The organism is Williamsia herbipolensis (genome assembly GCF_036153515.1).
Classification (GTDB): domain Bacteria; phylum Actinomycetota; class Actinomycetes; order Mycobacteriales; family Mycobacteriaceae; genus Williamsia_A; species Williamsia_A herbipolensis.
The window spans coordinates 2,177,603-2,203,114 of sequence record NZ_CP108021.1; the positions used below are offsets into that span (position 1 = coordinate 2,177,603).

Annotated in this window: 22 protein-coding genes; 14 read left to right on the plus strand and 8 right to left on the minus strand. The window is 69.4% G+C overall.

Going from position 1 to position 25,512, the window contains the following annotated elements; genetic code table 11:
• Positions 1-124: 124 nt before the first annotated feature.
• The gene (locus tag OG579_RS09845) at positions 125-832 is read left to right on the plus strand and encodes a DedA family protein (RefSeq protein WP_328858977.1); all 708 of its coding nucleotides are present in this window, start codon (positions 125-127) and stop codon (positions 830-832) included.
• A 120-nt stretch (positions 833-952) separates the two neighbouring features.
• On the opposite strand, the gene OG579_RS09850 is transcribed toward OG579_RS09845, so the two are convergent.
• The 5 genes from OG579_RS09850 to OG579_RS09870 all read right to left on the minus strand — a co-directional run bounded on the left by OG579_RS09850 (position 953) and on the right by OG579_RS09870 (position 4,929).
• Complete coding sequence (locus tag OG579_RS09850; protein WP_328858978.1) at positions 953-1,648, minus strand: TrmH family RNA methyltransferase; 696 nt, start codon at positions 1,646-1,648, stop codon at positions 953-955.
• Positions 1,629-2,159 (minus strand): orotate phosphoribosyltransferase, encoded by a 531-nt coding sequence (gene pyrE / locus OG579_RS09855; protein WP_328858979.1) that lies wholly within the window; start codon positions 2,157-2,159, stop codon positions 1,629-1,631. Before pyrE ends, OG579_RS09850 begins: the two co-directional genes overlap by 20 nt.
• A gap of 5 nt (positions 2,160-2,164) precedes the next feature.
• Positions 2,165-3,244 (minus strand): type III secretion system chaperone family protein, encoded by a 1,080-nt coding sequence (locus OG579_RS09860; protein ID WP_328858980.1) that lies wholly within the window; start codon positions 3,242-3,244, stop codon positions 2,165-2,167.
• A 34-nt stretch (positions 3,245-3,278) separates the two neighbouring features.
• Positions 3,279-3,812 (minus strand): hypothetical protein, encoded by a 534-nt coding sequence (locus OG579_RS09865; protein WP_045824444.1) that lies wholly within the window; start codon positions 3,810-3,812, stop codon positions 3,279-3,281.
• 115 nt (positions 3,813-3,927) lie between these two features.
• Complete coding sequence (locus OG579_RS09870; protein ID WP_408068779.1) at positions 3,928-4,929, minus strand: D-2-hydroxyacid dehydrogenase; 1,002 nt, start codon at positions 4,927-4,929, stop codon at positions 3,928-3,930.
• A 90-nt stretch (positions 4,930-5,019) separates the two neighbouring features.
• On the opposite strand from OG579_RS09870, the gene OG579_RS09875 reads away from it, so the two are divergent.
• The 7 genes from OG579_RS09875 to OG579_RS09905 all read left to right on the plus strand — a co-directional run bounded on the left by OG579_RS09875 (position 5,020) and on the right by OG579_RS09905 (position 15,275).
• Positions 5,020-6,360 (plus strand): aspartate aminotransferase family protein, encoded by a 1,341-nt coding sequence (locus OG579_RS09875; RefSeq protein WP_328858981.1) that lies wholly within the window; start codon positions 5,020-5,022, stop codon positions 6,358-6,360.
• 8 nt (positions 6,361-6,368) lie between these two features.
• Positions 6,369-9,380 carry an FAD-binding and (Fe-S)-binding domain-containing protein gene (locus OG579_RS09880; RefSeq protein WP_408068780.1) on the plus strand — a complete coding sequence of 1,004 codons (3,012 nt, stop codon included), beginning with the start codon at positions 6,369-6,371 and terminating at the stop codon, positions 9,378-9,380.
• Positions 9,377-10,861 (plus strand): NAD-dependent succinate-semialdehyde dehydrogenase, encoded by a 1,485-nt coding sequence (locus OG579_RS09885; protein WP_328858982.1) that lies wholly within the window; start codon positions 9,377-9,379, stop codon positions 10,859-10,861. The genes OG579_RS09880 and OG579_RS09885 overlap by 4 nt, the downstream gene beginning before the upstream one ends.
• Before the next feature lie 13 nt (positions 10,862-10,874).
• Positions 10,875-12,068 carry a M24 family metallopeptidase gene (locus OG579_RS09890; protein ID WP_045824447.1) on the plus strand — a complete coding sequence of 398 codons (1,194 nt, stop codon included), beginning with the start codon at positions 10,875-10,877 and terminating at the stop codon, positions 12,066-12,068.
• 32 nt (positions 12,069-12,100) lie between these two features.
• Positions 12,101-13,327, plus strand: a complete 1,227-nt coding sequence (locus OG579_RS09895; protein ID WP_045824448.1) for an aminotransferase-like domain-containing protein — start codon at positions 12,101-12,103, stop codon at positions 13,325-13,327.
• Positions 13,324-14,526 carry a M20 family metallopeptidase gene (locus OG579_RS09900; protein ID WP_408068781.1) on the plus strand — a complete coding sequence of 401 codons (1,203 nt, stop codon included), beginning with the start codon at positions 13,324-13,326 and terminating at the stop codon, positions 14,524-14,526. The genes OG579_RS09895 and OG579_RS09900 overlap by 4 nt, the downstream gene beginning before the upstream one ends.
• Before the next feature lie 143 nt (positions 14,527-14,669).
• Positions 14,670-15,275 (plus strand): flavin reductase family protein, encoded by a 606-nt coding sequence (locus OG579_RS09905; RefSeq protein WP_328858983.1) that lies wholly within the window; start codon positions 14,670-14,672, stop codon positions 15,273-15,275.
• Between the two features lie 121 nt (positions 15,276-15,396).
• Here OG579_RS09905 and OG579_RS09910 read toward each other — a convergent pair whose 3' ends face one another.
• The gene (locus OG579_RS09910) at positions 15,397-16,779 is read right to left on the minus strand and encodes an MFS transporter (RefSeq protein ID WP_328858984.1); all 1,383 of its coding nucleotides are present in this window, start codon (positions 16,777-16,779) and stop codon (positions 15,397-15,399) included.
• A gap of 207 nt (positions 16,780-16,986) precedes the next feature.
• Positions 16,987-17,715, minus strand: a complete 729-nt coding sequence (locus OG579_RS09915; RefSeq protein WP_328858985.1) for a GntR family transcriptional regulator — start codon at positions 17,713-17,715, stop codon at positions 16,987-16,989.
• A 118-nt stretch (positions 17,716-17,833) separates the two neighbouring features.
• Between OG579_RS09915 and OG579_RS09920 the strand changes: the two genes are divergently transcribed.
• Both OG579_RS09920 and OG579_RS09925 read left to right on the plus strand, forming a co-directional pair.
• Positions 17,834-19,276 (plus strand): amidase, encoded by a 1,443-nt coding sequence (locus OG579_RS09920; protein ID WP_328858986.1) that lies wholly within the window; start codon positions 17,834-17,836, stop codon positions 19,274-19,276.
• A gap of 37 nt (positions 19,277-19,313) precedes the next feature.
• Positions 19,314-20,129 (plus strand): MerR family transcriptional regulator, encoded by an 816-nt coding sequence (locus OG579_RS09925; RefSeq protein ID WP_328858987.1) that lies wholly within the window; start codon positions 19,314-19,316, stop codon positions 20,127-20,129.
• Positions 20,130-20,139: 10 nt separating this feature from the next.
• Here the strand turns inward: OG579_RS09925 and OG579_RS09930 are convergent, their stop codons facing one another.
• Positions 20,140-21,039 carry an SCO6745 family protein gene (locus tag OG579_RS09930; protein WP_328858988.1) on the minus strand — a complete coding sequence of 300 codons (900 nt, stop codon included), beginning with the start codon at positions 21,037-21,039 and terminating at the stop codon, positions 20,140-20,142.
• A gap of 154 nt (positions 21,040-21,193) precedes the next feature.
• Here OG579_RS09930 and OG579_RS09935 point away from each other — a divergent pair, with 154 nt between their 5' ends.
• The 4 genes from OG579_RS09935 to OG579_RS09950 are packed head-to-tail and all read left to right on the plus strand — an operon-like array spanning position 21,194 to position 25,509.
• Positions 21,194-22,519 carry an amino acid permease gene (locus tag OG579_RS09935; RefSeq protein WP_408068820.1) on the plus strand — a complete coding sequence of 442 codons (1,326 nt, stop codon included), beginning with the start codon at positions 21,194-21,196 and terminating at the stop codon, positions 22,517-22,519.
• Positions 22,512-24,161 carry a dihydroxyacetone kinase family protein gene (locus OG579_RS09940; RefSeq protein WP_328858990.1) on the plus strand — a complete coding sequence of 550 codons (1,650 nt, stop codon included), beginning with the start codon at positions 22,512-22,514 and terminating at the stop codon, positions 24,159-24,161. The genes OG579_RS09935 and OG579_RS09940 overlap by 8 nt, the downstream gene beginning before the upstream one ends.
• Positions 24,158-24,832: a DUF998 domain-containing protein gene (locus tag OG579_RS09945; RefSeq protein WP_328858991.1), complete on the plus strand. Its 675-nt coding sequence runs from the start codon at positions 24,158-24,160 to the stop codon at positions 24,830-24,832. The genes OG579_RS09940 and OG579_RS09945 overlap by 4 nt, the downstream gene beginning before the upstream one ends.
• The gene (locus OG579_RS09950) at positions 24,829-25,509 is read left to right on the plus strand and encodes an SDR family NAD(P)-dependent oxidoreductase (RefSeq protein ID WP_328858992.1); all 681 of its coding nucleotides are present in this window, start codon (positions 24,829-24,831) and stop codon (positions 25,507-25,509) included. The genes OG579_RS09945 and OG579_RS09950 overlap by 4 nt, the downstream gene beginning before the upstream one ends.
• Positions 25,510-25,512: the final 3 nt, after the last annotated feature.

The following is a 25,512-nucleotide window of genomic DNA, read 5'->3' on the forward strand; positions in this document are numbered from 1 at the left end:
TGCTCGCGTAGGTCTCGCGTCCGCAGACAGTATGGCAAGTCGCCTGCGGTGCGGTGCAGGTCCGGTGGACACCGGCACCGCACGCACAGCGTTTCCTCAGGCCCGACCGGCTATCGTCAGGGCCGTGAATTCCACCGCGCTCGCCGATGCCGCGAGCACCACGACCGTGAACACCGCCCTCCTCCCGGGCTTCCTCGACCCGATCACCCTCCTCGGGTACTTCGGGACCTGGGCGTTGGTGGGGTTGCTGGTGGTGATCCTCGTCGAGTCGGGCGTCCTGTTCCCGGTCCTCCCGGGCGATTCGCTGCTGTTCGTCGCCGGCCTGGTCGCCGCGGGTGAGTCGGCGGAGGTCGCCAAGTTCGCGTCGCTGTGGCAGCTGCTGCTGTTCATCCCGATCGCGGCGATCATCGGTGGGCAGATCGGTTACTGGATCGGCCGGTACGCCGGCACCGCGATGTTCGCCGAGGGCAATCGCTTCCTCAAGAAGCGCTACATCGACGAGGCGCATGCGTTCTTCGAGAAGCGCGGACCGGTCACCATCTTCCTGGCGCGCTTCGTGCCGATCGTGCGCACCCTGGCACCCATCGTCGCCGGTGCCGCCCGCATGAACGCGGCCCTGTTCACCGCCTACAACGTGCTGGGCGCCATCATCTGGGGCTGCGGCATCACGCTGCTGGGGTACTGGCTCGGCCAGTTCGAGATCATCCAGAAGCTCATCGAGCCCATCTTCATCCTCATCGTGCTGGTCTCGATCGTCCCGATCATCTGGGAGTACTACAAGCGCCGCAGGGCCTCCGGCCCCCCGCCGCCCGTCGAGGCCGACGCCCCCTGACCATCGGCCGCTGACCGAGATCGTCCGAACACAGCCGAGGTTCCGGACATACGCCGGAACCGACGCTCTGACCGGACGATGTCCGTCGATCTTCGGCTACCCGGCCGCGACCGGGGTCGCTCACCATGCACCGTCGAGATCGGCGTGCGCGCGGATCCAGCCGTGCATGGCGATACCCGCGGCGACACCGGCGTTGATGCTGCGGGTCGACCCGAACTGCGCGATGGAGACCGTCAGGTCGGCGCCCGCGTGCGCCTCCGCGCTGACGCCGGGGCCCTCCTGGCCGAACAGCAGCACGCAGTCGCGCGGGAGGTCGGTCGTCTCCAGCGGGATCGAGCCCGGGGTGTTGTCTACGGCGACCACCCGCAGTCCCGCGTCGTGCGCCCAGGCGATCAGCGATGCGACATCGGCGTGGTGCGAGATGTGTTGGTAGCGATCGGTGACCATGGCGCCGCGCCGGTTCCAGCGCTTCCGACCCACGATGTGCACCGCGGCCGCGCCGAAGGCGTTGGCGGTCCGCACGACGGTGCCGATGTTGGCGTCGTGGGCGAAGTTCTCGATGGCCACGTGGAACGGGTGGCGGCGGGTGTCGAGATCGGCGACGATCGCCTCGCGCCGCCAGTAGCGATAGCGGTCGACCACGTTGCGTCGATCACCCTCAGCGAGCAGCTCGGGATCGAAGTGCTCCTCGGTCGGGAGCGGCCCGTCGCGCTCCACCGACCACGGTCCGAGCCCGACCGCCTCATCGGCTGCGGTGGCCCATTCGGTCGGTCCCTGCTCGTCGGTGCGACGCTGCTCAGGCGAGTCCGATGTCATCCAGGCCCAGCAGCGACCGGTACTCGACACCCTCGGCCTCGATGACGGCGGCGGCGCCGGTGTCGCGGTCGACCACCGTGGCGACACCGACGACCTCGGCGCCGAGGTCACGCGCCGCGGCGACCGCCGTCAGCGGCGAGTTGCCGGTGGTGGTGGTGTCCTCGACGATGAGGACACGCTTGCCGACGATGTCGGGGCCCTCGATCTGTCGTTGCATCCCATGGGCTTTCGCGGCCTTCCGGACCACGAAGGCGTCGATGTCACGTCCGGGGGCGTGCATGATCGCCGTCGCGACGGGGTCGGCGCCGAGGGTGAGGCCACCGACAGCCGCGAAATCCCAGTCGGCGGTGAGCTCACGCATCAGCACACCGATGAGCCGAGATGCCTCGTGGTGCAACGTCGCCCGTCGGAGATCGACGTAGTAGTCGGCCTCCTTGCCCGAGGACAGCGTCACCCGACCGTGGACCACGGCGAGTTCGGCGACCAGTTCAGCCAGTCGCTGCTTGCTCACTCGCGTCACTCCGATCGGTCGTCGCGAGAGAAGCCCTCGCGGGGGATGTCGCGATCGGGATCGACGCGACGACGCACGGGCATCGGCTGCACACCGCGACGCGGGGCATCGGACGACGGTGCCACCGACCGCGGCCGATCCGACTCAGCCGCCCGCGGCTGGGGTCGGGGCGGGAGCGTCCGCGGCGGGCCACCGGCGACGTCGACCGGCGAGACCGGCCGCGGCGCAGGCGCGTCGGCACGCGCGTTCTCGGCCCGCACACGGTCACCACGGGGACCCTCGGGGCGCGGGCTGTCGACGCGCGGACCATCGGGACGGGGAGCAGCGGCGCGCGCACCCGCGGTGGCCTGGAGCTGTTCGCGCGCAATGGCTTCGGTCTTCGGCTCGGCCAGTCCACGACGGGCCCGTCCGGTGGGGCTCGAGGGATCGCGGGGGTCGGGACGCGGCGCCGGATCGGTCGAGGGCGGCAGCACGCGGAGCAGATCGGTGAAGCGACGCACCGTCTCCAGCGCGGTGTCGAGTCGGTCGGGATCGTTGGTCAGCGGCATCGACGCGACCGACCAGTTGCCCTCGTTCCAGATGATCTCGATGTAATCGGGGGCGTTGGTCGCCAGCGCGATCATGCGGCGGTCGCAGACGCGGCGGGCGATGTCGAGGTGCGTGGAGAACATGACGCGTCGACCCATGGCGCCGAGCAACTCGACGTCGTCCTCGGCGGGGGCGAGCACCTTCTCCTGCCGGACGTCGATGACGACCGACGACGCGACCGACCGACGCACGGCCACGATGGTGCCGATGTCGACGAGATCGAAGAGCACCGCCTCGTCACCGAAGTAGCGGCCGTGGGTGATGTCGACGATCTCGACGTGGTCCTCGATGTCCATCGCGGCGCGGTGCAGCTCCGAACGGATGTCGCGCACCTCCTCGGGTGCCGCGCGCTCGGTGGCGACGAAGCGGAACCCGTGGCCGTCACCCCATACCGCGCGCTCACGACGGACCACCGCGGCACGACGGCGGTCGAGCCACAGGAGTACGGCCGCACCGGCGAGGGCGAGAGCGGCGATCACGAAGTAGACGGCGGTCATCGCGCTACAGCCTAGCCACTGGTGACCGCGGAGGTCAGTTTCCCGGACGCGACGCGGTGACGCGTCCGTCCACCACGAGATCGGCGACCATGCGCTCGCCGTCGATCAGCACGTGGACGACCACCAGATCGCCGAGCTTCAACGGCGAGGCGGCGGCCTTGTCGGCGGTCTCGTAGTGGGTCGAGTCGGTCAGCGCGATGCGGTGTCGCCGACCGTCGCTCATGTGGATGCCCATCTCCGACGTCGACAGACTGTCGACCGTCCCGAGCAGCATCTTCGAGCGGCTGATGGCCGTCGGGGTCACACCGCCGGCCGCGCTGCCCGAGGCGGGTGGCTCGACGGGCGCGGGGCCCACCGTGTCCGGGACCGCCGGGGTGGAGGTGGGTGGGGTGATGAACTTCATCGCCGCGGCGGAGGTCGACTCGGCCTCGGATTCCTCGCCGCGGTCGGCACCGAGATGCACGCAGTACGCCAGGCCGATGCCGGCGACCATGAGGCCGGCCACGCACAGCAGGGTGGTGCGGGTACCGCTGTTCGGTTTCCAGGTCAGTCGCAGTCGTCGCTTCATGACGCGCTGACCTCCTTCGCATGTGCCCACCGGGATACCGCCCCGAGGCTAGGAGCCGACCCTGAGATACGTCTGTGAATACGCCTCGATCACGGCGCGTCGGCGTGCCCGGCGGTCAGCGCACGTACCCGCGCTCCTTGTCGACCGGGTGGTCGGGAGCCTGCCCGGCCGCGTAGCGGCGCAGATGCGCGAGAAACTGGTCGGCGAGTTCATCACGCCACCCGACGACGTCGCCGCTCATGTGGGCCGAGATCGCCACCTGGTCGAGATCCCACAGCGGGCTGTCGGCCGGCAGCGGTTCGGTCTCGACGACGTCGAGCGACGCCGCCGCGATGGTCCCGTCCCGAAGGGCCTCGATCAGATCGGCCTCGACCACCAACTGCCCGCGTCCGACGTTGATCAGGTGCGCCGAGGGCTTCATCGCGGCCAACACGCGCGCGTCGACGAGTCCGGCCGTCTGCTCGGTGAGCGGTGCGATCGCGACGACGTTGTCGAAGGCGCCGACATGCTCGGCGAGGTCGTCGGTGGCGATCACGGTGCCGAAGTCGGGGTCGTCGGTGCGCGCGGTGCGACCCGCACCCGTCACCTGCAGGCCCACGGCGCGCAGCAGTCTCGCGACCGCACGACCGATGGCGCCGGTACCGATCACCAGTGCGCTCGATCCGGTGGTGCGCCGCGTCTCGCGCCACACCCACCGGTGCTCGCGCTGCAGTGCGCGGGACTCGTGCAGGGATTTGTCGCGGGCCAGGATCGACGCGAGGACGAACTCGGCGATCGGGCCGTCGAACACGCCGCGGGCGTTGGTCATGACGACGTCGGAGGTGCGCAGCTCGTCGAAGAGCATCGCGTCGACGCCGGCGGCGCACACGTGGATCCACCGCAGCGCCTCGGCGTGCGGCCATGCCTCCCGGAGGGCCGCGGAGAAGTAGTCCCACAGCATCAGCACGTCGGCTCCGGCGACGGCGTCGGCGAGGTCGTCGGCGGTACACAACCGCACCTGCGCCAGCTCGGCGATCGCGTCGAGGTTGTGCGGGTCGGCGAGCCCGTCGCGGGTCAGCACGGCGACGCGGATGGGGCGGTCCGCCGGGGTCGCTTCTGGGGTCGGATCTGCGGTCACGCCGCCCACCGTAGACAACGCCCCTGCCCCACCCCGAACCGGATAGTCCAATTGTTGACAATCCGACCATCCAGCGGTCACCGTGTACCCATGACCTCCACCCTGGGCACCGTCGCGCACACCTCGAGCGACGACAACACGACCGAGATCCACCGTGCTCGCGCCACCCTCAGTCCGGCGCTCAAGCAGGCCACACCGGTCGTGGTCGACCACGCGACGGGCTCGTGGATCCACGGCACCGACGGGCGTTCCTACCTCGACTTCACCACTGGTATCGGCGTCACCAGCACCGGTCACTGCCACCCCCGTGTGGTCGCCGCCGCCCAGGAACAGTGCGGCAAGATCATCCACGCCCAGTACACGACCGTGATGCACCAGCCGCTGCTCGAACTCACCGACGCCCTCGGCGAGGTGCTCCCCGACGGCATCGACTCGGTCTTCTACGCCAACTCGGGCTCCGAGGCGGTCGAGGCGTCGATCCGGTTGGCGCGCATGGCCACCGGCCGCCCCAACATCGTCGTGTTCCAAGGCGGGTTCCACGGCCGCACCGTCGCTGCGGCCAGCCTCACCACCGCGGGCACCCGCTTCTCGGCCGGTTTCTCCCCGCTGATGAGCGGAGTGCACATGGCGCCCTTCCCCTACGCCTACCGCTACGGGATGGACACCGACACCGCCGTCGATTTCGCACTGCGCGAGCTCGACTACCTCTTCGCCTCGCGGGTCGCCCCCAACGACACCGCCGCCATGCTCATCGAGCCGGTCCTCGGCGACGGCGGCTATCTCCCGACACCTCCGGCCTTCCTCGCCGGCCTCCGTGAGCGCGCCGACCGCCACGGCATCGTGCTCATCGTCGACGAGGTGCAGTCCGGCGTCGGCCGCACCGGCAAGTTCTGGGGCCACGAGTTCTGCGACGGCCTCGTCCCCGACATCCTCATCACCGCCAAGGGGATCGCCTCGGGCTTCCCGATCTCGGCGATCGCCGCACCCACCGAGCTGATGGCCAAGGCGTGGCCGGGTTCGCAGGGTGGCACCTACGGCGGCAACGCCGTCGCGGCTGCCGCCGGAGTCGCGACACTGGCCGTCATCGCCGAGGAGAACCTCGTCGACAACGCCCGCGAACGCGGTGATCAGCTGCTCGCCGGTCTGGCGACCCTGGCCGAGCGGGTCCCCGCCATCGGCGACGTCCGCGGACAGGGCCTGATGGCGGGTATCGAGTTCATCGACCCCGACGCCTCGGGCTCGGTGCCGACCGCGAACGCGGCCGCCGCGGCCAAGGTGCAGCAGGCGTGCATCGATCAGGACCTGCTGACCCTGACCTGTGGGCCGCTCGGCAATGTCGTGCGACTCATCCCCGCGCTGGTCGTCACCGCCGACGAGATCGACTCCGGGCTGGCCCGATTCGGCGCGGCGGTCGACGCCGTGCTGGGCTGAACCCCGCGGTGACCCTCACCCCGCACCGCGAGACCACCGGGGACGCCTCCATCGCCGCACCCGCGCTGAGGGCGCTCGGTCTCGACGCCGACGACTCGTCGCGCCGTCGCACCGAATACTCCTACGACGCCTCGAACTACCGGCTGTCCCCGCTGTGTGTCGTGTTCCCGCGCAGCGACATCGACGTCGCGACGGCCGCTCGCTGGTGTCACGAGCACGGTGTGCCGATCATCGCCCGCGGCGGCGGGACGGGTATGGGCGGCAACGCCATCGGTGAGGGCGTCGTGATCGACTTCTCGCGCCACATGGATGCCGTCACGTCCGTCGACGTCGAGGGGCGCACCGCCGTCGCCCAGTCGGGTGTCGTGCTCACCGCCCTGCAGAAGCGGGTGCGCGAGATCAGCGACGGGACACTGACGTTCGCGCCCGACCCGTCGAGCCAGTCCCGGGCCACCGTCGGCGGCGCCATCGGCAACGACGCCTGCGGCAACCACTCGGTGCGCTACGGCCGCACCACCGACCACGTCGTGGCGATCTCGCTGGTGACCGCCGACGGGGTGCGCCTCACCGCCACCCGAACGGGCTTGACGGCCACCGATCCCGCTGACAGCGCCGCGGTCCGCCGCGCCGAGGATCTCACCGACGCCCTGCGTGATCTCGTCGGCGACAACCTCGCCCCGCTGCGCACCGAACTCGAACGCATCCCACGGCAGGTGTCGGGCTACCATCTCGCGCACCTGTTGCCCGAGCGCGGTTTCGACGTGGCACGGGCTCTCGTCGGCAGCGAGGGCACCTGCGTGATCGTGGTGTCGGCGACGGTGTCGCTGGTGCCCGTCGCGGCGCACCCGCAGCTGCTGTGCCTGGGGTACCGCGACGTCGTCGACGCCGCCCGCGACGTCCCCACCATGCTGAGCTTCTCCCCCTCGGCGATCGAGGGCATCGACGAACGCATCGTCGCCACCATGCGCGCCCGGCGCGGCCGGTCCTCGGTGGAGGGCCTGCCGGACGGGAACGCCTGGATCTACGTCGAACTCGACGAGTTCAGTGCCGACGATGTCCCCACGGCGATCTCGGATCTGCTCGAGAAGTTGCGCGCGGAGGGACGTCTCGTCGACGCGCGCACCGTGAGCGATCCGGCGGCGCGATCCATGCTGTGGCGGGTACGCGAGGACGGCGCCGGGCTCTCGTCACGTCTGGTCGATCTCGACGACCCGGATGCGGGCAGCGGATACGAATCCTGGCCGGGTTGGGAGGATTCCGCCGTCGCACCGGAGAACCTGCCCGAGTACCTCGAGGGTTTCCAGGACCTGCTCGCCCACCACGGCCTCACCGGCGTGATGTACGGCCACTTCGGCGCCGGCTGCATGCACGTGCGCATCACCTTCGACCAGCGCACCGCATCGGGTCGGGAGACCATGCTCGCGTTCTGTCGCGACGCCGCGCACCTCGTGGTGGCCCACGGCGGATCGCTGTCGGGCGAACACGGCGACGGCCGGGCCCGGTCGGAGCTGCTGCCGATCATGTATTCGCCCGCCATGATGTCGATGTTCGCCGCGTTCAAGGACATCTGGGATCCGGCTCGGGTGCTGAACCCGGGCAGCATCGTCGACCCGGACGCCATCGGCGACCATCTCGCCCTCGACGGCATCCCCGCCCGCACCTGGACCACCGCGTTCGATCTCGGCATCCCCGGGCCCGGGGACGACGGTCGCGCCGATCACCCGGTCGAGGCCCCCGGACTCGATCCGTTCGTCCATGCGACACAGGCCTGTATCGGCGTCGGTCGGTGTCGCTCACACTCCGGCGGGGTGATGTGCCCCAGCTACCGCGCGACGCGTGATGAGAAGGACTCGACCCGCGCCCGCGCCCGGGTGCTGCAGGAGATGACGCGCACCGCTCCCGACATCGAGACCGGGTGGCGCTCGAAGGACGTCCGCGAGTCCCTGGACCTGTGCCTGTCGTGCAAGGCGTGCTCGACCGACTGCCCCACCGGTGTCGACATGGCGACCTACCGGTCGGAGTTCTTCTCCCACCACTACCGCCACCGCCTGCGGCCGATGGCGCACTACGCGCTGGGGTGGATGCCGGCCTGGCTGCGACCCGCCACCGCCATGGCCCCGATGATCAACGCTGTTCTGGGGAGCCGTTTGTCGGGACCCGCCGCGCGTGTCGCCGGCCTCGACGCGCGGCGCTCGATGCCCCGTTTCGCCCGCCGCAAGTCGGTGCGGGCGGCTCTGGCACCCCTGGTCCGCCGCACCGACGCACCGGTGGTGCTGTTCCTCGACTCGTTCACCAAGGCCTTCCGACCCGACGTCGCCGCCGCCGCCGCCCGCGTCCTCGGCGGCGGTGACACCGAACAGGTCAGCTGCGAGAAGGACAACTGCTGTGCACTGACCTGGATCTCGACCGGCCAGCTCGATCACGCGAAGAAGGTCCTGACCCGCACGGCCACTGCTCTCGACGACGGCACCGACCGACCGATCGTGGTGCCCGAGCCGAGTTGCGCTGCGGCACTGCGCAAAGATCTGCCCGAGCTGGTCCACACCGACGCCGCGAAACGCGTCGCGGCACGCGTCCGCAGTTTCGCCGCGCACGTCGGCGAGATGCTCGACGACGGCTACACCCCGCCGCCGATGCCCGAGTCGGTGACGGTGCAGACCCACTGCCACGAGTACGCGGTGTTCGGTCCCGCGACGCAGGTGTCGGTGCTCCGGCGACTCGGCGTCTCCGAGGTGACCTCGGCCGACGGATGCTGCGGCGTGGCAGGCAACTTCGGCTTCGAACGCGGACACTACGAGGTGAGCATGGCCGTCGGCGAACAGGCGTTGGCCCCGGCGCTGCGGGCACGCTCCGACGGCGCCCCCGTGCTCACCGACGGTTTCAGCTGCGCCATGGCCGTCGACCACCTCTCGGGCGTCGACAGCGCGATCACCTCGGTCACCGGAACCCATCTCGCCGAGCTCCTCGATCCCCGCACCGATACCCTGCGTCCCGCACCCTCACGAAAGGATCCGACGTGACCGACCCCCGTGCCGCCGAACTGATCGGCAAACTGAACACCGGACTGTTCATCGGCGGCAGCTGGAGCGCCGCCGAATCGGGCGCCACCTTCGCCGTGGAGAACCCCGCGACCGGCGAGCAGATCGCGACCGTCGCCGACGGTGGGGCCGCCGACGCGCAGCGCGCCATCGAGACCGCCGCGGCCACCCAGAAGAGCTGGGCGGCAACGTCTCCCCGGTCGCGCAGCGAGATCCTGTACCGGGCACACCGGCTGATCCTCGACCGTACCGACGATCTCGCCCTGATCATGACCACCGAGATGGGCAAGCCGCTCGCCGAGGCCAAGGGTGAGGTCGCCTACGGTGCGGAGTTCTTCCGGTGGTTCGCCGAGGAGGCGGTCCGCATCGGGGGCGATCACACCACCACCGGCGACGGCGCCAACCGCATCGTGGTCACCAAGGAACCGGTCGGCCCCTGTGTGCTGATCACGCCGTGGAACTTCCCCCTCGCGATGGGCACCCGCAAGATCGGGCCGGCCGTCGCGGCCGGGTGCACGATGGTGTTCAAACCCGCCGAGCTGACCCCGCTGACCGCGCTCGCGCTGGCCGACATCCTGACCGAGGCAGGGCTTCCCGAGGGCGTGCTCAACATCGTGACCACCAACACCCCGGGGCCGGTGGTGACCACCTGGATGGACTCGGGACTGGCCCGCAAGCTCAGCTTCACCGGATCGACCCAGGTCGGCAAGCTACTGCTCGAGCAGGCGTCGCACACCGTGATGAGGACGTCGATGGAGCTCGGCGGGAACGCCCCGTTCATCGTCTGCGCCGACGCCGACATCGACCGCGCCGTCGAGGGCGCGATGGTGGCCAAGATGCGCAACATGGGTGAGGCCTGCACCGCCGCCAACCGGATCTTCGTCGACCGTTCCGTCGCCGAGGAGTTCGGCACCAAACTGGCCGAGCGCATGGGCGCGCTCGTGGTGGGTGACGGTGTCGCCGAGGGCACGCAGGTCGGCCCGCTCGTGGAGGACAAGGCTCTGGCCAAGGTGCGCGATCTCGTCGCCGACGCCGTCGAGCGCGGGGCGACGGTCATGTGCGGCGGTACCGCACCCGAGGGCCCCGGTCACTTCTACCCGCCCACCGTGCTCAGTGGCGTGAGCCCCGAATCGGACCTGATGGCGACCGAGATCTTCGGTCCGGTGGCGCCGCTCATCCCGTTCGACAGCGAGGACGAGCTGATCGCCATGGCCAACGACACCCCCTGGGGGCTGGTGGGATACCTCTTCAGTCAGGACATCGACCGCGCGCTGCGCCTGTCGGCGGCACTGGAGGTCGGCATGGTGGGTCTCAACACCGGCCTGGTCTCGAACCCGGCGGCGCCGTTCGGAGGCGTGAAGGAGTCGGGCCTGGGCCGTGAGGGCGGCCGGGTCGGCATCGAGGAGTTCCTCGAGACCAAGTACCTGGCCATCCCCAAATCTGCTCCTGTGTCGGGCACCTGAGAGGCGAGAACCCGTGTACCTCGGATCCCAGCTCTTCACCGACGACGAATACGCCACCCGGCTCCATCGTGTGCGCGAACTGATGGAACAGCAGGGACTCTCGGCCGTCATCGTCACCGATCCCGCCAACATCTTCTATCTCATCGGCTACAACGCGTGGTCGTTCTACACACCGCAGATGTTGTTCGTCCCCATCGAGGGCGAGATGGTGTTCTTCCTGCGCGACATGGATGCCCATGGGGCGCATCGCACCACGTGGCTCCCGGCCGACCAGATCGTCGGCTACCCGGAGAGTTACGTGCACCGGCCGCACGTCCACCCGTTCGACTGGGTGGCATGGGCTCTGCGGCAACGACATCAGATCGCCCCGGCGTCACGGCAGGGCTCGGTGGGCCTCGAGATGGACTCGCACTTCTTCTCGCCCAAGGCCTACCGGGCGCTGTACAACGCGATCCCCGAGTGGAAGCTCGTCGACAGTTTCGAGCTCGTCAATTGGGTGCGGTCGGTGAAGTCCGACGCCGAGATCCAGCTGATGCGGCAGGCCGGCATGGTCTGCTCGCAGGCCATGCGTGCCGCGATCGACACCATCGACGTCGGTGTGCGGCAATGTGATGCGGCGGCGGCGATCTCGCAGGCACAGATCACCGGCACCGACGACTTCGGCGGCGACTACCCGGCGATCGTGCCGATGATGCCGACCGGCGCCGCGGCCGACACCCCGCACCTCACCTGGCACCAGGGCACGTTCAACGACGACGAGGCCGTCGTGATCGAGCTGACCGGCGCGCACAACCGGTACCACTGTCCGCTGGCCCGCACGGTGTCGCTGGGGACGCCGAACAAGGATGTCGACTACGTGGCGGGTGCCACCGCCGAAGGCCTGAACAACGTCCTCGACGCGATCCGTCCCGGCGTGCCCACCCGTGAGCTCGCCTCCACGTGGAACTGGACGCTGGCGAAGTACGGGCTGGAGAAGCCCTCGCGCCTGGGCTATTCCATCGGTATCGGCTACCCGCCCGACTGGGGCGAGCGCACCATCAGCATCCGCACCGAGGACGAGACGATCCTCGCCGAGAACATGACGTTCCACATCGTGTGCGGGATGTGGATGGACGGCTACGGATTCGAGCTGTCGGAGTCGGTGCGCGTGAGCGCGACCGGCGTGGAGACGTTCACCAGCTTCCCGCGTGAACTGATCCGCAAGTGACCTGATTTCTCTCTCGATCGAAGGAGCACGCCATGACCGCCACCGACATCGCGAGGCACGCGCCGTCCCTGCCGCTCGCCGGACGCGCGAAAGACCTGGTGGGTTCGATGATCGACTCGTCGACGTCGCTCCTCGCGGCGCAGACCCACGACATCGTGCGCTTCGCGATGGGGTCGCCCGCCGACGAGGCGGTGCCGTCCGAGGAGTTCCGCGAGATCGCCGGGACGATCCTCGACGCGTCGTCGTTCACCTACGGCGCCACCGAGGGTGAGCCCCGCCTGCTCGAGCTCTTGGTGAAATACCTGGCGGGAACCCCGGATCCGTCGAGCGAGGACCGACTCGTCATCACCACCGGCGGCATGCAGGGGCTCGATCTGGCGTGCAAGCTGTTCATCGATCCGGGTGATCTCGTGGTCGTGGAATCGCCGACCTACACGAACGGCAGTGCCACGGCGTTGTCGTACGGAGCGCAGCTCCTCGAGGTCCCCGTCGACGACGAGGGCATGCGGGTCGACATGATGCAGGATCTGGTCGCCCACCACCACCGGCCGCCGAAGGCGATCTACACGATCCCGACCTTCCAGAACCCGTCCGGCGTGACCATGTCGCTCGAGCGGCGGAAGGCGTTGCTGGAGTTGGCCCATCGGTGGGGCTCGGTGATCATCGACGACGACCCGTACGGCCTGCTGCGCTTCTCCGGTCAGGACATCCCGACCTTCCAGACGCTCAGCCCACAGGACCCGCTGCTGTTCTCGGTGCGCACGTTCTCGAAGATCCTCGCGCCCGGTTGGCGTGTGGGGTGGGTCGACGCCGATCCGTCGATCCGACAGCTGCTCATCAACGGCAAGCAGGCCATGGACACCTGTACCAACGTGCCCAACCAGCACATCGTCGCCGAGTACATCGCCCGCGGCGGCCTCGACGATCACCTCGCGTCGATCCGGGTGCTCTACCGCGAGCGCAAGGACGCGATGCTCGACTCCATCGCGCGACATCTCGGCGACCGTGTCACCACCACCAACCCCGAGGGCGGCTTCTTCCTCTGGCTGACGCTCGCCGGCGAGTTCGGCGAGATCGACACCCGGGAGCTGTTCGAGGTCGCGCTGGCCGACGGCGTCGCGTTCATCCCCGGCCCAGCGCTCTCGCCCGGCGGCCGTTTCCGCAACGCCCTGCGGCTGTGTTTCGCCTCGAGCACCCCCGAGCGGATCGACGAGGGCATCAAGCGGCTCGCCGGCAGCCTTGAGAAGATGGTGGCGTGACCGACGCGCTCCCCCTGCTCACCGCACAGAACGAACGCGAACGCGCGGTGTGCGCGGCGATCACCGCGGAGTCGATCGTCGAGCTCACGCGTGCTCTCGTGGAACAACCGAGCGTCAACCCCGGCGGCACCGAGGCATCGACGGTGGCCGTCCTCGCCGAGGCCGCCCGTGGCGCGGGTGCCTCGGTCGACGTCGTCGAGGTGGCGCCCGACCGCCCGAACCTGGTCGCCACCCTGCCCGGCGGCGACGGGCCGGGACTGATGTTCCTGGGCCATTCCGACGTGGTACCCACCGGGCCGGGCTGGACCGCCGATCCGTTCGTGCCACGCGTGGTCGACGGCAGGATCATCGGCCGCGGGGCCACCGACATGAAGGGCGGGCTCGCCGCGATCGTCGTCGCCATGAACGCGTTGCGCGACGAGAAGCTCAGTGGTCCAGTGCGCCTCACGTGCACCGTCGACGAGGAGGAGCACGGGATCGGTGTGCGCGACCTGGTGTCGCGGCCCGACGGGGTGTCGTTTCTCGGCTGTGTGGTGGCCGAACCCACGGGCCTCGACACCGTGATCGCCTGTCGCGGCGCGTCGTACATCTCGGTTGAGATCCGAGGTCGGGCAGCACATTCCGGTAGGCCCGCCGACGGGCGTAACGCCATCAACGCCGCCGCTCGCATCATCGAGATCATCCGCTCCGACCACGACGCCATGCAGACCGAGCTCGACCCGCTGCTCGGCGCAGGCACCTGGAACGTCGGGACCATCACCGGCGGTCAGGGCATCTCGGCGGTCGCCCCCGACGCGTCGATCGGGATCGACCGACGACTCATGCCCGACGAAGACGCCGAGGCGATCGCCGCCGCGCTGCGCGAGCGTGTCGCGGCCGAGGGGATCGACACCGACGGCATCGAGGTCGACATCGCGGTCACCATGCAGATGCCCGGCTTCCGCACCGCCGTCGACCACCCGCTGGTGACCTCGGCCGTCGAGGCCGTACGCGACGCCGGAGGCACCACCTCGATCGGCGGCTGGACCGCGGCCTGCGACGGCGGGTTCGTCACCCGCGACCTCGGGATCCCGTGCATCGTCCTCGGTCCCGGCGACATCAACACCCAGGCACACCAACCCGACGAATCGGTCGTCATCGACGACCTCGTCACCGCCGCACGCGCCTACGCCCTCATGGCCCTGCGCCTGCTCTCCTGACCCCCACCCCGCCAGTTGGGCACCTAGCGACCGCAAGTTGGGCACGTAAAGCCTGCAGTTGGGCACATGACGCTCGCAGGTGGGCACGTGACGACCGCAGCTGGGCGAACGTTCCCCGGACTCTCGTCGGGCAGACTGGAACCATGAGTTCATCGAACGACCGCATCGTGCACGATCCCGCCACCGTCGATCCGGGCGATTTCTACAAGTTGTTGACCGCGTCGATCGTCCCGCGGCCGATCGCGTGGGTGTCGAGTCGCAGCTCTGACGGCATCGACAACCTGTCGCCGTACAGCTTCTTCTCGGTGTCGTCGACGAGTCCGCCGGTCGTGCAGTTCACCTCGGTCGGCGGCGCGAAGGACAGCGCGCGCAACGCCATAGACACCGGCCAGTTCGTGATCAACATCGTCTCGACGTCGTTGATGCACCTCGCCAACGACAGTTCGGCCGGGTTCGATTCCGACGTCGACGAATTCGTCGAGGCGGGCATCCCGTCGACACCGGCGACCGCCGTCGACTGTCTGCGCGTCGCTGACTCGCCCATCGCGATCGAGTGCCGCCTGCACAGGTCGATCGAGGTCGGGAACAGCGTCGTGATCATGGGCGAGGTCGTCGCGCTGACCGTCGATCCCGCGATCGTGGCCGACGACGGTCTGCCCGACTACGACAAGCTCGCCGCCGTCAGTCGCCTCGGCCGCATCGAATGGGGCATGCCGGGCGACACCGTCGACCTCGATCGCCCGCACTAGGGCCCACTCGACGCGAACGTCGGCCCACCTGCGGACGGTACGTGCCCAACCGCGGGCTTTACGTGCCCAACTGCGGTCGTTACGTGCCCAACTGCGGGCGTTAGGTGCCCAACTGGCGGGGTCAGGCGTTGGTGAGGGCCTTCTCGGCGTCGGTCTCCTCGCCGGGGATCTCGGTGCCGCGGATCGAGCATCCTGCGGTCTCGCGCAGGAACAGCAGGGCGACCATGCCGATCGCGCAGGCGATCATCATGTAGCCGGCCGGGAAGAGGTCCCAGCCGTCGTTGTTCTCCACGACGGCGTCGTTCACGAGCGGCGCGGTGCCGCCGAACGCCGCGGTCGCGACGTTGTAGGAGATCGCGAAGCCGGCGTAGCGCACCTGGGTGGGGAACATCGCCGGGAACGTCGCCGAGATGGTGGCCAGCTGCGGGATGTAGAGCACACCGAGGACCACGAATCCGATGATGGCCCAGACGAATCCCTGACCCATCAGCCAGAACATGGGCAGCGCGAACACGAACAGACCGATCAGCGACACCCACCACATCGGTTTGCGGCCGGTGCGGTCGGAGAGCCGTCCCACGAACGGGATCAGCGCCATCATCACCAACTGACCGATCAGCATGGTCACGGTGCTGTCGTTGCCCTCGAGCCCGATGGTGTTCTTCAGGTAGGTCGGCAGGTAGGCCAGAAGCGTGTAGTTCGCGACGTTGAGCGCGATCACCATGCCGAACATGATGATGATCGGCCGACGGTAGTCGCGGAGGAGGTCGACGAAGCGCGTCCACGCGGTGCCCTCGATCTCGCCCTTCTGCTCCATCTCGCGGAACACCGGGGTGTCCTCCATCTGGTTCCGCAGGTAGAGACCCACGAGACCCAGTGGCAGGGCGAAGAAGAACGGGATGCGCCAACCCCAGGTCTGCATCTGATCGTCGGTGAGGTTCAGTTCGAGCACCAGCACGAACGCGGTGCCGAGCACGAAGCCGGCGAGCGTCCCGAACTCCAGGAACGACCCGTACTTGCCGCGCTTCTTGTCGGGGGCGTACTCGGCCATGAAGGTTGCCGCGCCGCCGTATTCGCCACCGGTCGAGAAGCCCTGCACCACACGGAGAACGATCAGCAGGATCGGCGCCCACACCCCGGCGACGGCGTGCGTGGGCAGCACACCGATCAGGGCCGTGGCGATCGAGATGAGCATGATCGTCATGGCCAGCACGGCCTTACGACCGATCCGGTCGCCGATGGGGCCCCACACCATGCCACCCAGCGGACGCAGCGCGAACGACACCGCGAAGCCGAGCATGGTGCCGATGGTGCCGAGATCGCCCGGGAAGAAGGCCTGGGTCAGGTAGGTCGCGGTCGCGGCGTAGACGCCGTAGTCGTACCACTCGGTCGCGTTGCCGATCGCCGATGCACCGATCGCCTTACGGAGCAGGCGTTTGCCCTCCGGGGTCTCGGGATCCGGCAGGCCGGGAGCATCTCCGGCGGTCGCGGTCTTGGTGGTCATGTGATGCCTCCGGCGTCGGGAACTACGCGGGTCGATGTGCGCGCTCGGTGCGCGATGTCGGTGTCTGTGCGGTGTTCTGGACAGTCGGTGCGCGATGCTGCACACCCGAACAGGTGAGGCAACGGTAGCCGGTTCGCGGTGCTCACGAGGCGGATACCCCCGTCCTCGCAGGTAGATCGACCGCCCACGACGGCGCGGCGACACCGATCACGGTGCATGCCCGGGCGGAACGGTCTGCGCGACCACCGCGGACTCGTCGGGCATGAGGCGCGCCAACCCGTCTCGCATGTGCGCGATCATCAGCTCGTCGGCTGTCGCGAGGTCACCGGCGACGATGGCGTGGACGATCTCGGTGTGCTCGTCGATGCGCGCCTGCGCCGACGCGTAGGTTCCCCGCATGGCGCCCAGGCACATCCGCGTCTCGACCAGGATCGTCTCGTGGATGCGCGAGAGTCGTGGACTACGAGCACATTCCACGAGCTTCGCGTGGAAGGCCATGTCCGCGTCGGCGATCTCACGGCCGTTCGGATCGTCGGCGAACGCCTGCATGTGGTCGATCGTCGCCTCGAGAGCGGCGACGTCGGCGGGGTCCCGCCGCGACACCACCTGCGCGAGCGCCGCCCGCTCGATCGCCGAGCGCGCCACGTACATGTCGTTGATGTCGTCGTCGTCCATCGAGATCACGAAGAGCCCACGATTGCGGTAGCTGACCAGCAACCCTTCCTGCGTGAGGCGCTGCATGGCCTCACGCAGAGGACCACGGCTCACACCGAGATCGGCGGCGAGCCCGGACTCGGTCAGCTGGGTCCCGGGCGCGAAGTCCCCCGCCGCGATGGCCGCACGCAGCTTGCGCGCGATGATCGCCGGCGTCGACTCCTGCACCAGCGGGTCGAGGACCCGTTTGCGGGTGCTCGGCCCTCCCTCGAGGTCAGTCATGGCCCGTCACATTCATGCACCGATGGTGCGAGCTGAATCGGTAGATTGTCAACAATCTACGTCGTGGCCGTCCGCGGTGCTCGCGGGGGCTCGGCGAGGGCGCCTCTATATTCGAGCGATGAGTGGATCGCACCGCCGGCACGCCTTCACCGACGACGCGCTCGGAGACCTCGACGCCACCGGCGTGGCCGCCGCCATCGCCGCGGGCGACATCTCGTCCGCCGAGGCCGTGGCCGCCGCCATCGCACGCGCCGAGGCCGTCAACCCGCACCTCAACGCCGTGCAGACACCCGACTACGACCGTGCGACGGCCTTCGCGCGCAGTCCGGGCACCGGGGTGTTCGCCGGCGTACCGACGGTGATCAAGGACAACACCGACGTCGCCGGACTCGCGTCGAACCAGGGATCGCTGGCCGTGAACGCCACGCCCGCGAAGCGCAACGCCGCCGTCACCGACCAGTACCTCTCGACCGGTCTCATCAGCCTCGGCAAGTCGACGATGCCCGAGTTCGGGTTCAACGCGAGCACCGAGTACGAGGATCTGCCGCCCACCCGCAACCCGTGGGACACCGAGTTCTCGGCCGGCGCGTCGTCGGGCGGATCGGCCGCGCTGGTCGCCGCCGGGGTGGTGCCGATCGCGCATGCCAACGACGGCGGCGGCTCCATCCGCATCCCCGCCGCGGCGTGCGGGCTCGTCGGCCTGAAGATGACGCGGGGGCGCGAGCTGCCCGACGCCCACGCGAAGGATATGCCGGTCAACCTCGTCTCCAACGGCGCACTGACACGGTCGGTGCGCGACACGGCACACTTCGCCGCACAGATCGAGCGGTACCGACCGGCGCCGTCGCTGCGACCGATCGGCCTCGTCGAGGGTCCGTCGCCGAAGCGACTGCGCATCGGGGTCGTGAACCGCTCGTTGAGCGAGTTCCCGGTCGACGAGGCCACCAGGGCCGCCGTCGCCGAGACCGCCCGACGCCTGGCCGATCTCGGCCACGACGTCCGCGAGATCGGACTGCCGCTGCCCGAACGCGATCTCACGCGGTTCAAGGACGACTTCATCCATCTGTGGGGGCTGCTGGCGTTCGGCGTGCAAAAGTTCGGGTCGCGGGTGATGAGTCCCGATTTCGACGGCGACCGCACCGAGTCGCTCACCCGCGGACTGTCGAGCCAGTTCCTGCGCAACGCATGGCGCACACCGACCGCACTGTGGCGATTGCGGGCCGCCGAGGCGAAGTATCACAACAGCTTCGCCGATCTGGACGCGATGGTGTCGCCGGTGGTCGCGCACACGACACCCGAACTCGGATACCTCTCCCCCGCCAACGGTTTCGACGTACTGTTCCCGCGACTGATCGCCTACGTCGCCTTCACCCCACTGAACAACGCGGCCGGCGGTCCGGCGATCTCGTTGCCGCTGGGCCGCACCGCCACGGGAATGCCGTTGGGCGTGCAGATCTCGGCCGACCACGGCGACGAACGGACGCTGCTCGAGCTCGCGTGGGAACTCGAGGTGGACCGGCCGTTCGCCCGGATCCAGGATCCGGTGTCCGAGGGGGCTTGACCCTCACACCGTGTGAGGGCTCACCGTGGGAGGCGTCATGATCACCATCGGAGACCTCGCCTCACTCGCCCGGGTGTCGGTGCGGATGTTGCGGCACTACGACGCGATCGGGCTGCTCACGCCCGCACACGTCGACCCGCACAGCTCGTACCGGTACTACGACCTCGATCAACTGCGTCGGCTCAACCGCATCGTCGCGCTGAAGGACCTCGGGTTCACCCTCGAGGCCGTCGGACGCATCGTCGACGACGAGCTGACCGGTGACGATCTGCGGACCCTGCTGCGTACGCGGCAGGCCGAGATCGCCGCCTCGATCGCGGCCGAGGAACACCGCCTGGCGCGCGTGGCGGCGCGGATCCGCATCATCGAGAGCGAGAACGCAATGACCACCGCACACATCACCACCACCACCGTCACACCGGTCCGCCACGTGGGGCTGACCGCCGTCGCCGAGAGCGCGACGAGCGAGGCCGTCGGGCCGGTGATCCAGCCGATGTACCCGCAGATCATCGAGGCGTTGACCGCGGCCGGCGCGACGCCGACCGGGCCCAGCGTCGCCTACTACCGACCCGAGCCGACCGCCGGAGAGGAGGCCGTCCGGGTGCACGCCACGTTCCCCGTCGGCGACGTCGACATCGCCGGCCTGGCGACCATCGACCTCCCCGGCGGCGAGTACGCGTCGATCATCCACACCGGCTCGATGGACACCGTCGACTCGGCCTATCAGCAGCTCAACCGCTGGGTCACCGATCAGGGACTGCACCTCACCGGCGAGGGCCGCGAGATCTACCTCGAGATGTCCGACGACCCTGCCGACTGGGTGACCGAGGTGCAGGTCGCCTTCACCCGCTGAGCGCCGGCGCTCACTTCCTCTTCGTGCCCGGGAGGACCCCGGCGTCGATGACCGCCTTCACGAACGGTCGCGTCGAGGCCATGAGGTCGTCGAAGTCGTCGACATCGGCCCATGCTGCGGCCGCGGAGTCGTCGGTGATCTCCTCGATCTCGGCGTAGAGCGCGGCGCCGGCGTCGGTGAGGGTGTCGGTCACCTTGCCGGCGTCGTCGGTCGAGCGCGACAGCAGTCCGCGGTCCACGAGGACGTCGGCGGCGGTGTCCCACTGCTCGTCGGACCAGCCGCGTGTCAGCTGCGACATCCGACGCCCGAGACCGCGTTTGCGGATCGCCGGGTCGGGGTGTCGGGCCTCGTGGAACACGACGGCCTCGAGCCGGTCGAGGGTCGCGCCCACCAGTGCGGCGATGTGGCCGTCGCCGCGCCATTCACGCAGGATCGCGACGGCGTGCCACAGCGCGACGGCCGGGTCGTCGGGGCGCGGGACGTGCGCCCACGCCGAGGCCAACGTGCGACCGGCCATCGGTGCGCGGGCGGCGATCGCGTAGAAGCGGTCGGCGAGTGCGGTCAGTGTCGCGGGGTCGGCGGCGTCGCCGTAGACGTGTGCGAGCGACTCGGCCAACATCGCGTCACGGCGTCGCGCCACGTCGTCGAGTCCGACCGCCTTCGCCGCCTCCCAGCCGGGGTGCACGATGTCCTCGCTGAAGTTGTAGAACGCCGCCGAGACCACCGACGGAACGCACTCGCCGAGCGGCGCCCCGCGGGCACCGACGTAGAAGGCGTAGGCGTCGAGTCCGGTGTCGGCCTGGGCGGCGCTGAGCCCCGGGTTGAAGTAGCACAGCACGTGCATCGGTTCGAGCGTCTCGTAGGCCGTGCGCGCACGTGCTCGCGCGGTCGCGTCGAATCGGTGCGCCATCTGCAACTCCTCGTGCCAGCATGAGTGGGAACCACCTCACGGTAGCCACACCGCCTGCCGCGACGCGCTCGACCTCACACGAAGGGCCTCTGTGACCACCACCCCCACACAGCCCGCCTCTCTCGGCGCGAACCTCAAGCCGCGTCACATCACGATGATCTCCATCGCGGGCGTGATCGGCGCGGGACTGTTCGTCGGGTCGGCGACGGCGATCAAAGAGGCCGGCCCCGCCGTTCTCATCTCCTACGGCCTCGCCGGCACGCTCGTGGTCCTCGTGATGCGAATGCTGGGCGAGATGGCGACCGCCAACCCCGACACCGGCTCGTTCTCGGTGTATTCCCAACGTGCGCTGGGTCGTTGGGCCGGCTTCTCGGTCGGATGGCTCTACTGGTGGTTCTGGGTGCTGGTGATCCCGGTGGAGGCCACGGCCGCGGCCGACGTGCTCAGCCGACTGATCGGCAGCGAGCAGTGGGTGTGGGCGCTGGCCGTCACACTGCTGCTCACCGCCACGAACCTGGTCAGCGTGGGCAACTACGGCGAGTTCGAGTTCTGGTTCGCGTTGATCAAAGTCGTTGCCATCGTGGCGTTCATCGCGATCGGCCTCGTTGCGATCCTCGGCATCTTCCCGGGCTCCGACGTGAGCGGGGTGAGCAACCTGTGGCAGCCCGACGGGTTCTTCGCCAACGGCTACTCCGCGATCGTCGCGGCCATGCTCACCACGATGTTCTCGTTCATGGGCACCGAGATCGTGACCATCGCCGCCGCCGAGTCCCCCGATCCACGCAAGGGGATCAGCCGCGCGGTCAACTCCGTGATCTGGCGGATCTTCCTGTTCTACATCGGCTCGATCTTCGTCGTCGTCGCGCTGGTCCCCTACGACCGCCTCGACGACGGCTCGTATCAGACGGTGTTGCAGGCCATCGGCATTCCCGGTTCGGCGCGCATCATGGACATCGTGGTGCTGACCGCCGTCGCGTCGTGCCTGAACTCGGCGCTCTACACCGCGTCGCGCATGTTGTTCTCGTTGGGCGAGCGCAACGAGGCGCCGTCGGTGGTCCGTCGCCTCACCCACAACGGTGTGCCGTGGGTGGCGGTGCTGGCGTCGATGGTGGTGGGTTTCCTCGCGGTCATCGGCAACTATGTGTTGCCCGACAAGATCTTCGGATACCTGCTCGCCACGAGCGGCGCGGTGGCGCTGTTCGTCTACCTCGCGATCGCGGCCAGCCAGTTCGTGCTCGGCCGGCAGATGCGCGCCGCGGGTGACCTCCCGCCGGTGCGCATGTGGCTCTTCCCGTATCTGACCGTCGTGGCGATGGTCTTCATCGTGGCGGTGCTGGTGCTGATGGTCTTCGACGACAAGCAGCGTGAGCCGATCTTCTTCTCGGTCGTCTCGGCGGTCGTCATCGTCGCGATCGGTGTGTGGCATCACCGCCGCTCCGACGCCCCGAAGGATCTCGTGTCGGGGTCGACCCATGGCTGACCCCGACGTGCGGCCGGTACACCGCTACGTCAGCGGCGACCCCCGACGGTTCCTGACCGACGCCCTCGCCGGCTTCGTCGCCGCGCATGACCACATCGCATGGGAACCCGACCCCGGCTTCCTGTACCGGACCGATCGCGAGGACGGCGGGGTGGCGCTGGTGTCGGGCGGCGGATCGGGTCACGAGCCGATGCACTCGGGACTGATCGGCGCCGGAATGCTCGACGCCGCCTGCCCCGGGCTGGTGTTCACCTCCCCGAACGCACTGCAGGTCGCCGCGGCGACACGACATGTCGATCGTGGCGACGGTGTGCTGCACATCGTGAAGAACTACACCGGCGACGTCATGAACTTCCGTGTCGCCCGCCGTCTCGTCGACGGTGACGTCGAGACCGATCACGTCCTCATCGACGACGACGTCGCCACCGACTCCGACCACGACGGTCCCGGTCGCCGTGGTACCGGTGCCACCGTGATCGTCGAGAAAGTCTGTGGCGCAGCCGCTGCGCGCGGCGACAGTCTCTCCGCGGTCGCCGATCTGGGTCGCCGCGTCGCGGCGGGTGCCCGCAGCTTCTCGGTGGCGTTCGCACCGTGCACCGTCCCGGGCGCCGACCGTACGAGTTTCGACCTCGCTCCCGACGAGATGGAGTACGGGGTCGGGATCCACGGCGAGAGCGGGGTCGACCGGATCCCGCAGCAGCCCGTCGACGAACTGGTCTCCGGCATGCTGGGGCGCATCCTCGACGCCTTGGCACCCGACGACGGTGAGCCTCTGATCGTGTTCGTCAACGGGTTGGGGTCGACCCATCCACTCGAACTCGGCGTGGTGTTCGACCAGGTGGTACGACAGCTGACCGCGCGTGGTCTCGAGGTGCGGCGCAGTCTCGTCGCGACGCTGGTGACCGCGCTCGACATGGCCGGCTTCTCGCTCACCGTGGTGCGCTGCGACGACGAGATCGTCGAGCTGTTCGATGCCCCCACCGCCGCCCCGGGATGGCCCGCGCGCACCGCCACGACGTCGGCGCAGCCGGTCGATGTGACGTTCGCCGAACCCGACGACGCCGCCGACGACGGACCCGAATGTGTGTGGCTCAGTGCGTTCGTCGAGCGTGTACAGGGCTCGATCGACGAGCTCACCGACCTCGACCGACGCGCCGGTGACGGCGACTTCGGGGCGAACATGTCTGCGGCACTGGATCATTTGGACCTGCCGTTGCGCGGCTCGGAGGCATCGGTCGCCCGGGCATTGAGCACGTCGTTCCTGGTGCGTTCCGGGGGCACCTCGGGAGCGGTGTTCGGCACCCTGTTCGCCGAACTGGCCACCGCCGCCGACGCATCCGACGGTGCCGATGTCCTGGCGAACGGCGTGGCGAACGCCCTACACGAGATCACCGACCTCGGTGGTGCACGCGTGGGCGACAACACCCTGGTCGACGCGCTGGCGCCGGCCTCCGATGCCCTGGCCTCCGGGGCGACGCTCGACGAGGTCGCCGCCGCGGCCGAGTCCGGTGCCGAGTCGACGCGGGACCTGGTCGCGTCACGGGGACGCGCGAGCTACGTGGGCGACCGGGCGCGCGGCGTGGTCGATCCCGGTGCGCTCGTGATCGCCTGGTTGTTCCGCGCCGCCGCCGACCACCGGTGAGGCCTCGACTACGGACCGGGGGCGACCCGGTCCGCGTCGCGGCGTGGCTGTGGCTGGTCGGCGGGGTGGTCTACGTCGTGTCCGAGGTGCTCGCGGTGGCCGCGTATCCCGGCTTCAGCCTGGCGCGGGACTACATCAGCGCACTCGGCATCCCCGGCGACTCCCCGCGGGCGACGACGATGAACGTCGGTGCGTTCATCGTGCACGGTCTCCTGTTCGCGGTGGCCGGCGTCGTCGCAGCGAGCGGCCTGAGCGGAACGCGGCGCGCGCGTGCGGCTTTCGCGGGACTCGCGGTGACGAACGGTGTCGGCAACCTTCTCGTCGGAGCGTTCCACTCGGGGACGGGTCCCCTGCACGGAGTCGGCGCGCTCCTCGCGATCGTGGGCGGCAACGCGGCGATCATCCTCGCCGGTGGACTGTTGCGGACGTGGGGTGCCCCCGCGGCCCACTGCGCGGCAAGCCGCGCGGCGGGTGTGATCGGTATCGGCTGCTTCGTCGCACTGCTCGCGGTGAGCGGGGCCGACACCGGGATCGAGGGCGCCATCGAACGCGGCAGCGTCTACACGATCATCGGATGGGACCTCGTGACCGGCGTGGTCCTGCTGGTCAGCGGGCGTCGAAGCCCATCACGCGTTTCGGCCGCCGCACGACGGGGCACTATGGAGAGATGACTGATATCTCCGGCAAGGTGTACGTCGTCGTCGGTGCCAGTGGAGCCCTCGGTTCGCGGATCGCGAAGTCGCTGGCCGAGCAGGGTGCGACGCTGACGATCAGCGGCCGGTCGACCGAGACGCTCGACGGGCTCGGCATCGACGGCGCCCACGTGGTGGCGGCCGATCTGCGCGAACCCGATGCCGCGCGCACCGTGATCGCCGAGGCGAAGGCGAAGCACGGCCGGATCGACGGCGTCGTGAACGCGGCGGGCGTGGCCGCCTTCGGTCCGGTCGCCGACATCGACGACGACACCGTCGACGACCTCGTGCTCATCGACTTCCTCGGCCCCCTGCGCCTCCTGCGTGCCGCGCTCGGCGAGATCGAGGAGGGCGGTGTCATCGTCGGGATCAGCGCCGTCCTCGCCGAGCAGCCCGTCGCCGGGATGGCGACCTACTCGGCGGTGAAGGCGGCCGCCTCCACCCTCTATGTCGCGGCGGCGAAAGAGGCGCGGCGCAGCAAGATCCGCGTCGTCGACGTCCGGCCGCCGCACACCGAGACCGGGCTCGTCGACCGCGCCATCGCGGGCGATCCGCCGAAGATGCCCGAGGGCCTGAGCCCCGACACCGTCGCCGACCGCGTGATCGCGGCGATCACCGGTGGCGAGCGCGAGGTCGCCAGCTCCGACTTCGGCTGACGT

What these genes read in the sequence shown, in the direction of transcription:
- OG579_RS09850 (WP_328858978.1), bottom strand. Translation starts at nt 1,648, where the DNA reads ATGACATCGGACTCGCCTGAGCAGCGTCGCACCGACGAGCAGGGACCG.
- OG579_RS09860 (WP_328858980.1), bottom strand. Translation starts at nt 3,244, where the DNA reads ATGACCGCCGTCTACTTCGTGATCGCCGCTCTCGCCCTCGCCGGTGCG.
- OG579_RS09865 (WP_045824444.1), bottom strand. Translation starts at nt 3,812, where the DNA reads ATGAAGCGACGACTGCGACTGACCTGGAAACCGAACAGCGGTACCCGC.
- OG579_RS09875 (WP_328858981.1), top strand. Translation starts at nt 5,020, where the DNA reads ATGACCTCCACCCTGGGCACCGTCGCGCACACCTCGAGCGACGACAAC.
- OG579_RS09895 (WP_045824448.1), top strand. Translation starts at nt 12,101, where the DNA reads ATGACCGCCACCGACATCGCGAGGCACGCGCCGTCCCTGCCGCTCGCC.
- OG579_RS09905 (WP_328858983.1), top strand. Translation starts at nt 14,670, where the DNA reads ATGAGTTCATCGAACGACCGCATCGTGCACGATCCCGCCACCGTCGAT.
- OG579_RS09910 (WP_328858984.1), bottom strand. Translation starts at nt 16,779, where the DNA reads ATGACCACCAAGACCGCGACCGCCGGAGATGCTCCCGGCCTGCCGGAT.
- OG579_RS09915 (WP_328858985.1), bottom strand. Translation starts at nt 17,715, where the DNA reads ATGACTGACCTCGAGGGAGGGCCGAGCACCCGCAAACGGGTCCTCGAC.
- OG579_RS09920 (WP_328858986.1), top strand. Translation starts at nt 17,834, where the DNA reads ATGAGTGGATCGCACCGCCGGCACGCCTTCACCGACGACGCGCTCGGA.
- OG579_RS09925 (WP_328858987.1), top strand. Translation starts at nt 19,314, where the DNA reads ATGATCACCATCGGAGACCTCGCCTCACTCGCCCGGGTGTCGGTGCGG.
- OG579_RS09930 (WP_328858988.1), bottom strand. Translation starts at nt 21,039, where the DNA reads ATGGCGCACCGATTCGACGCGACCGCGCGAGCACGTGCGCGCACGGCC.
- OG579_RS09935 (WP_408068820.1), top strand. Translation starts at nt 21,194, where the DNA reads ATGATCTCCATCGCGGGCGTGATCGGCGCGGGACTGTTCGTCGGGTCG.
- OG579_RS09940 (WP_328858990.1), top strand. Translation starts at nt 22,512, where the DNA reads ATGGCTGACCCCGACGTGCGGCCGGTACACCGCTACGTCAGCGGCGAC.
- OG579_RS09950 (WP_328858992.1), top strand. Translation starts at nt 24,829, where the DNA reads ATGACTGATATCTCCGGCAAGGTGTACGTCGTCGTCGGTGCCAGTGGA.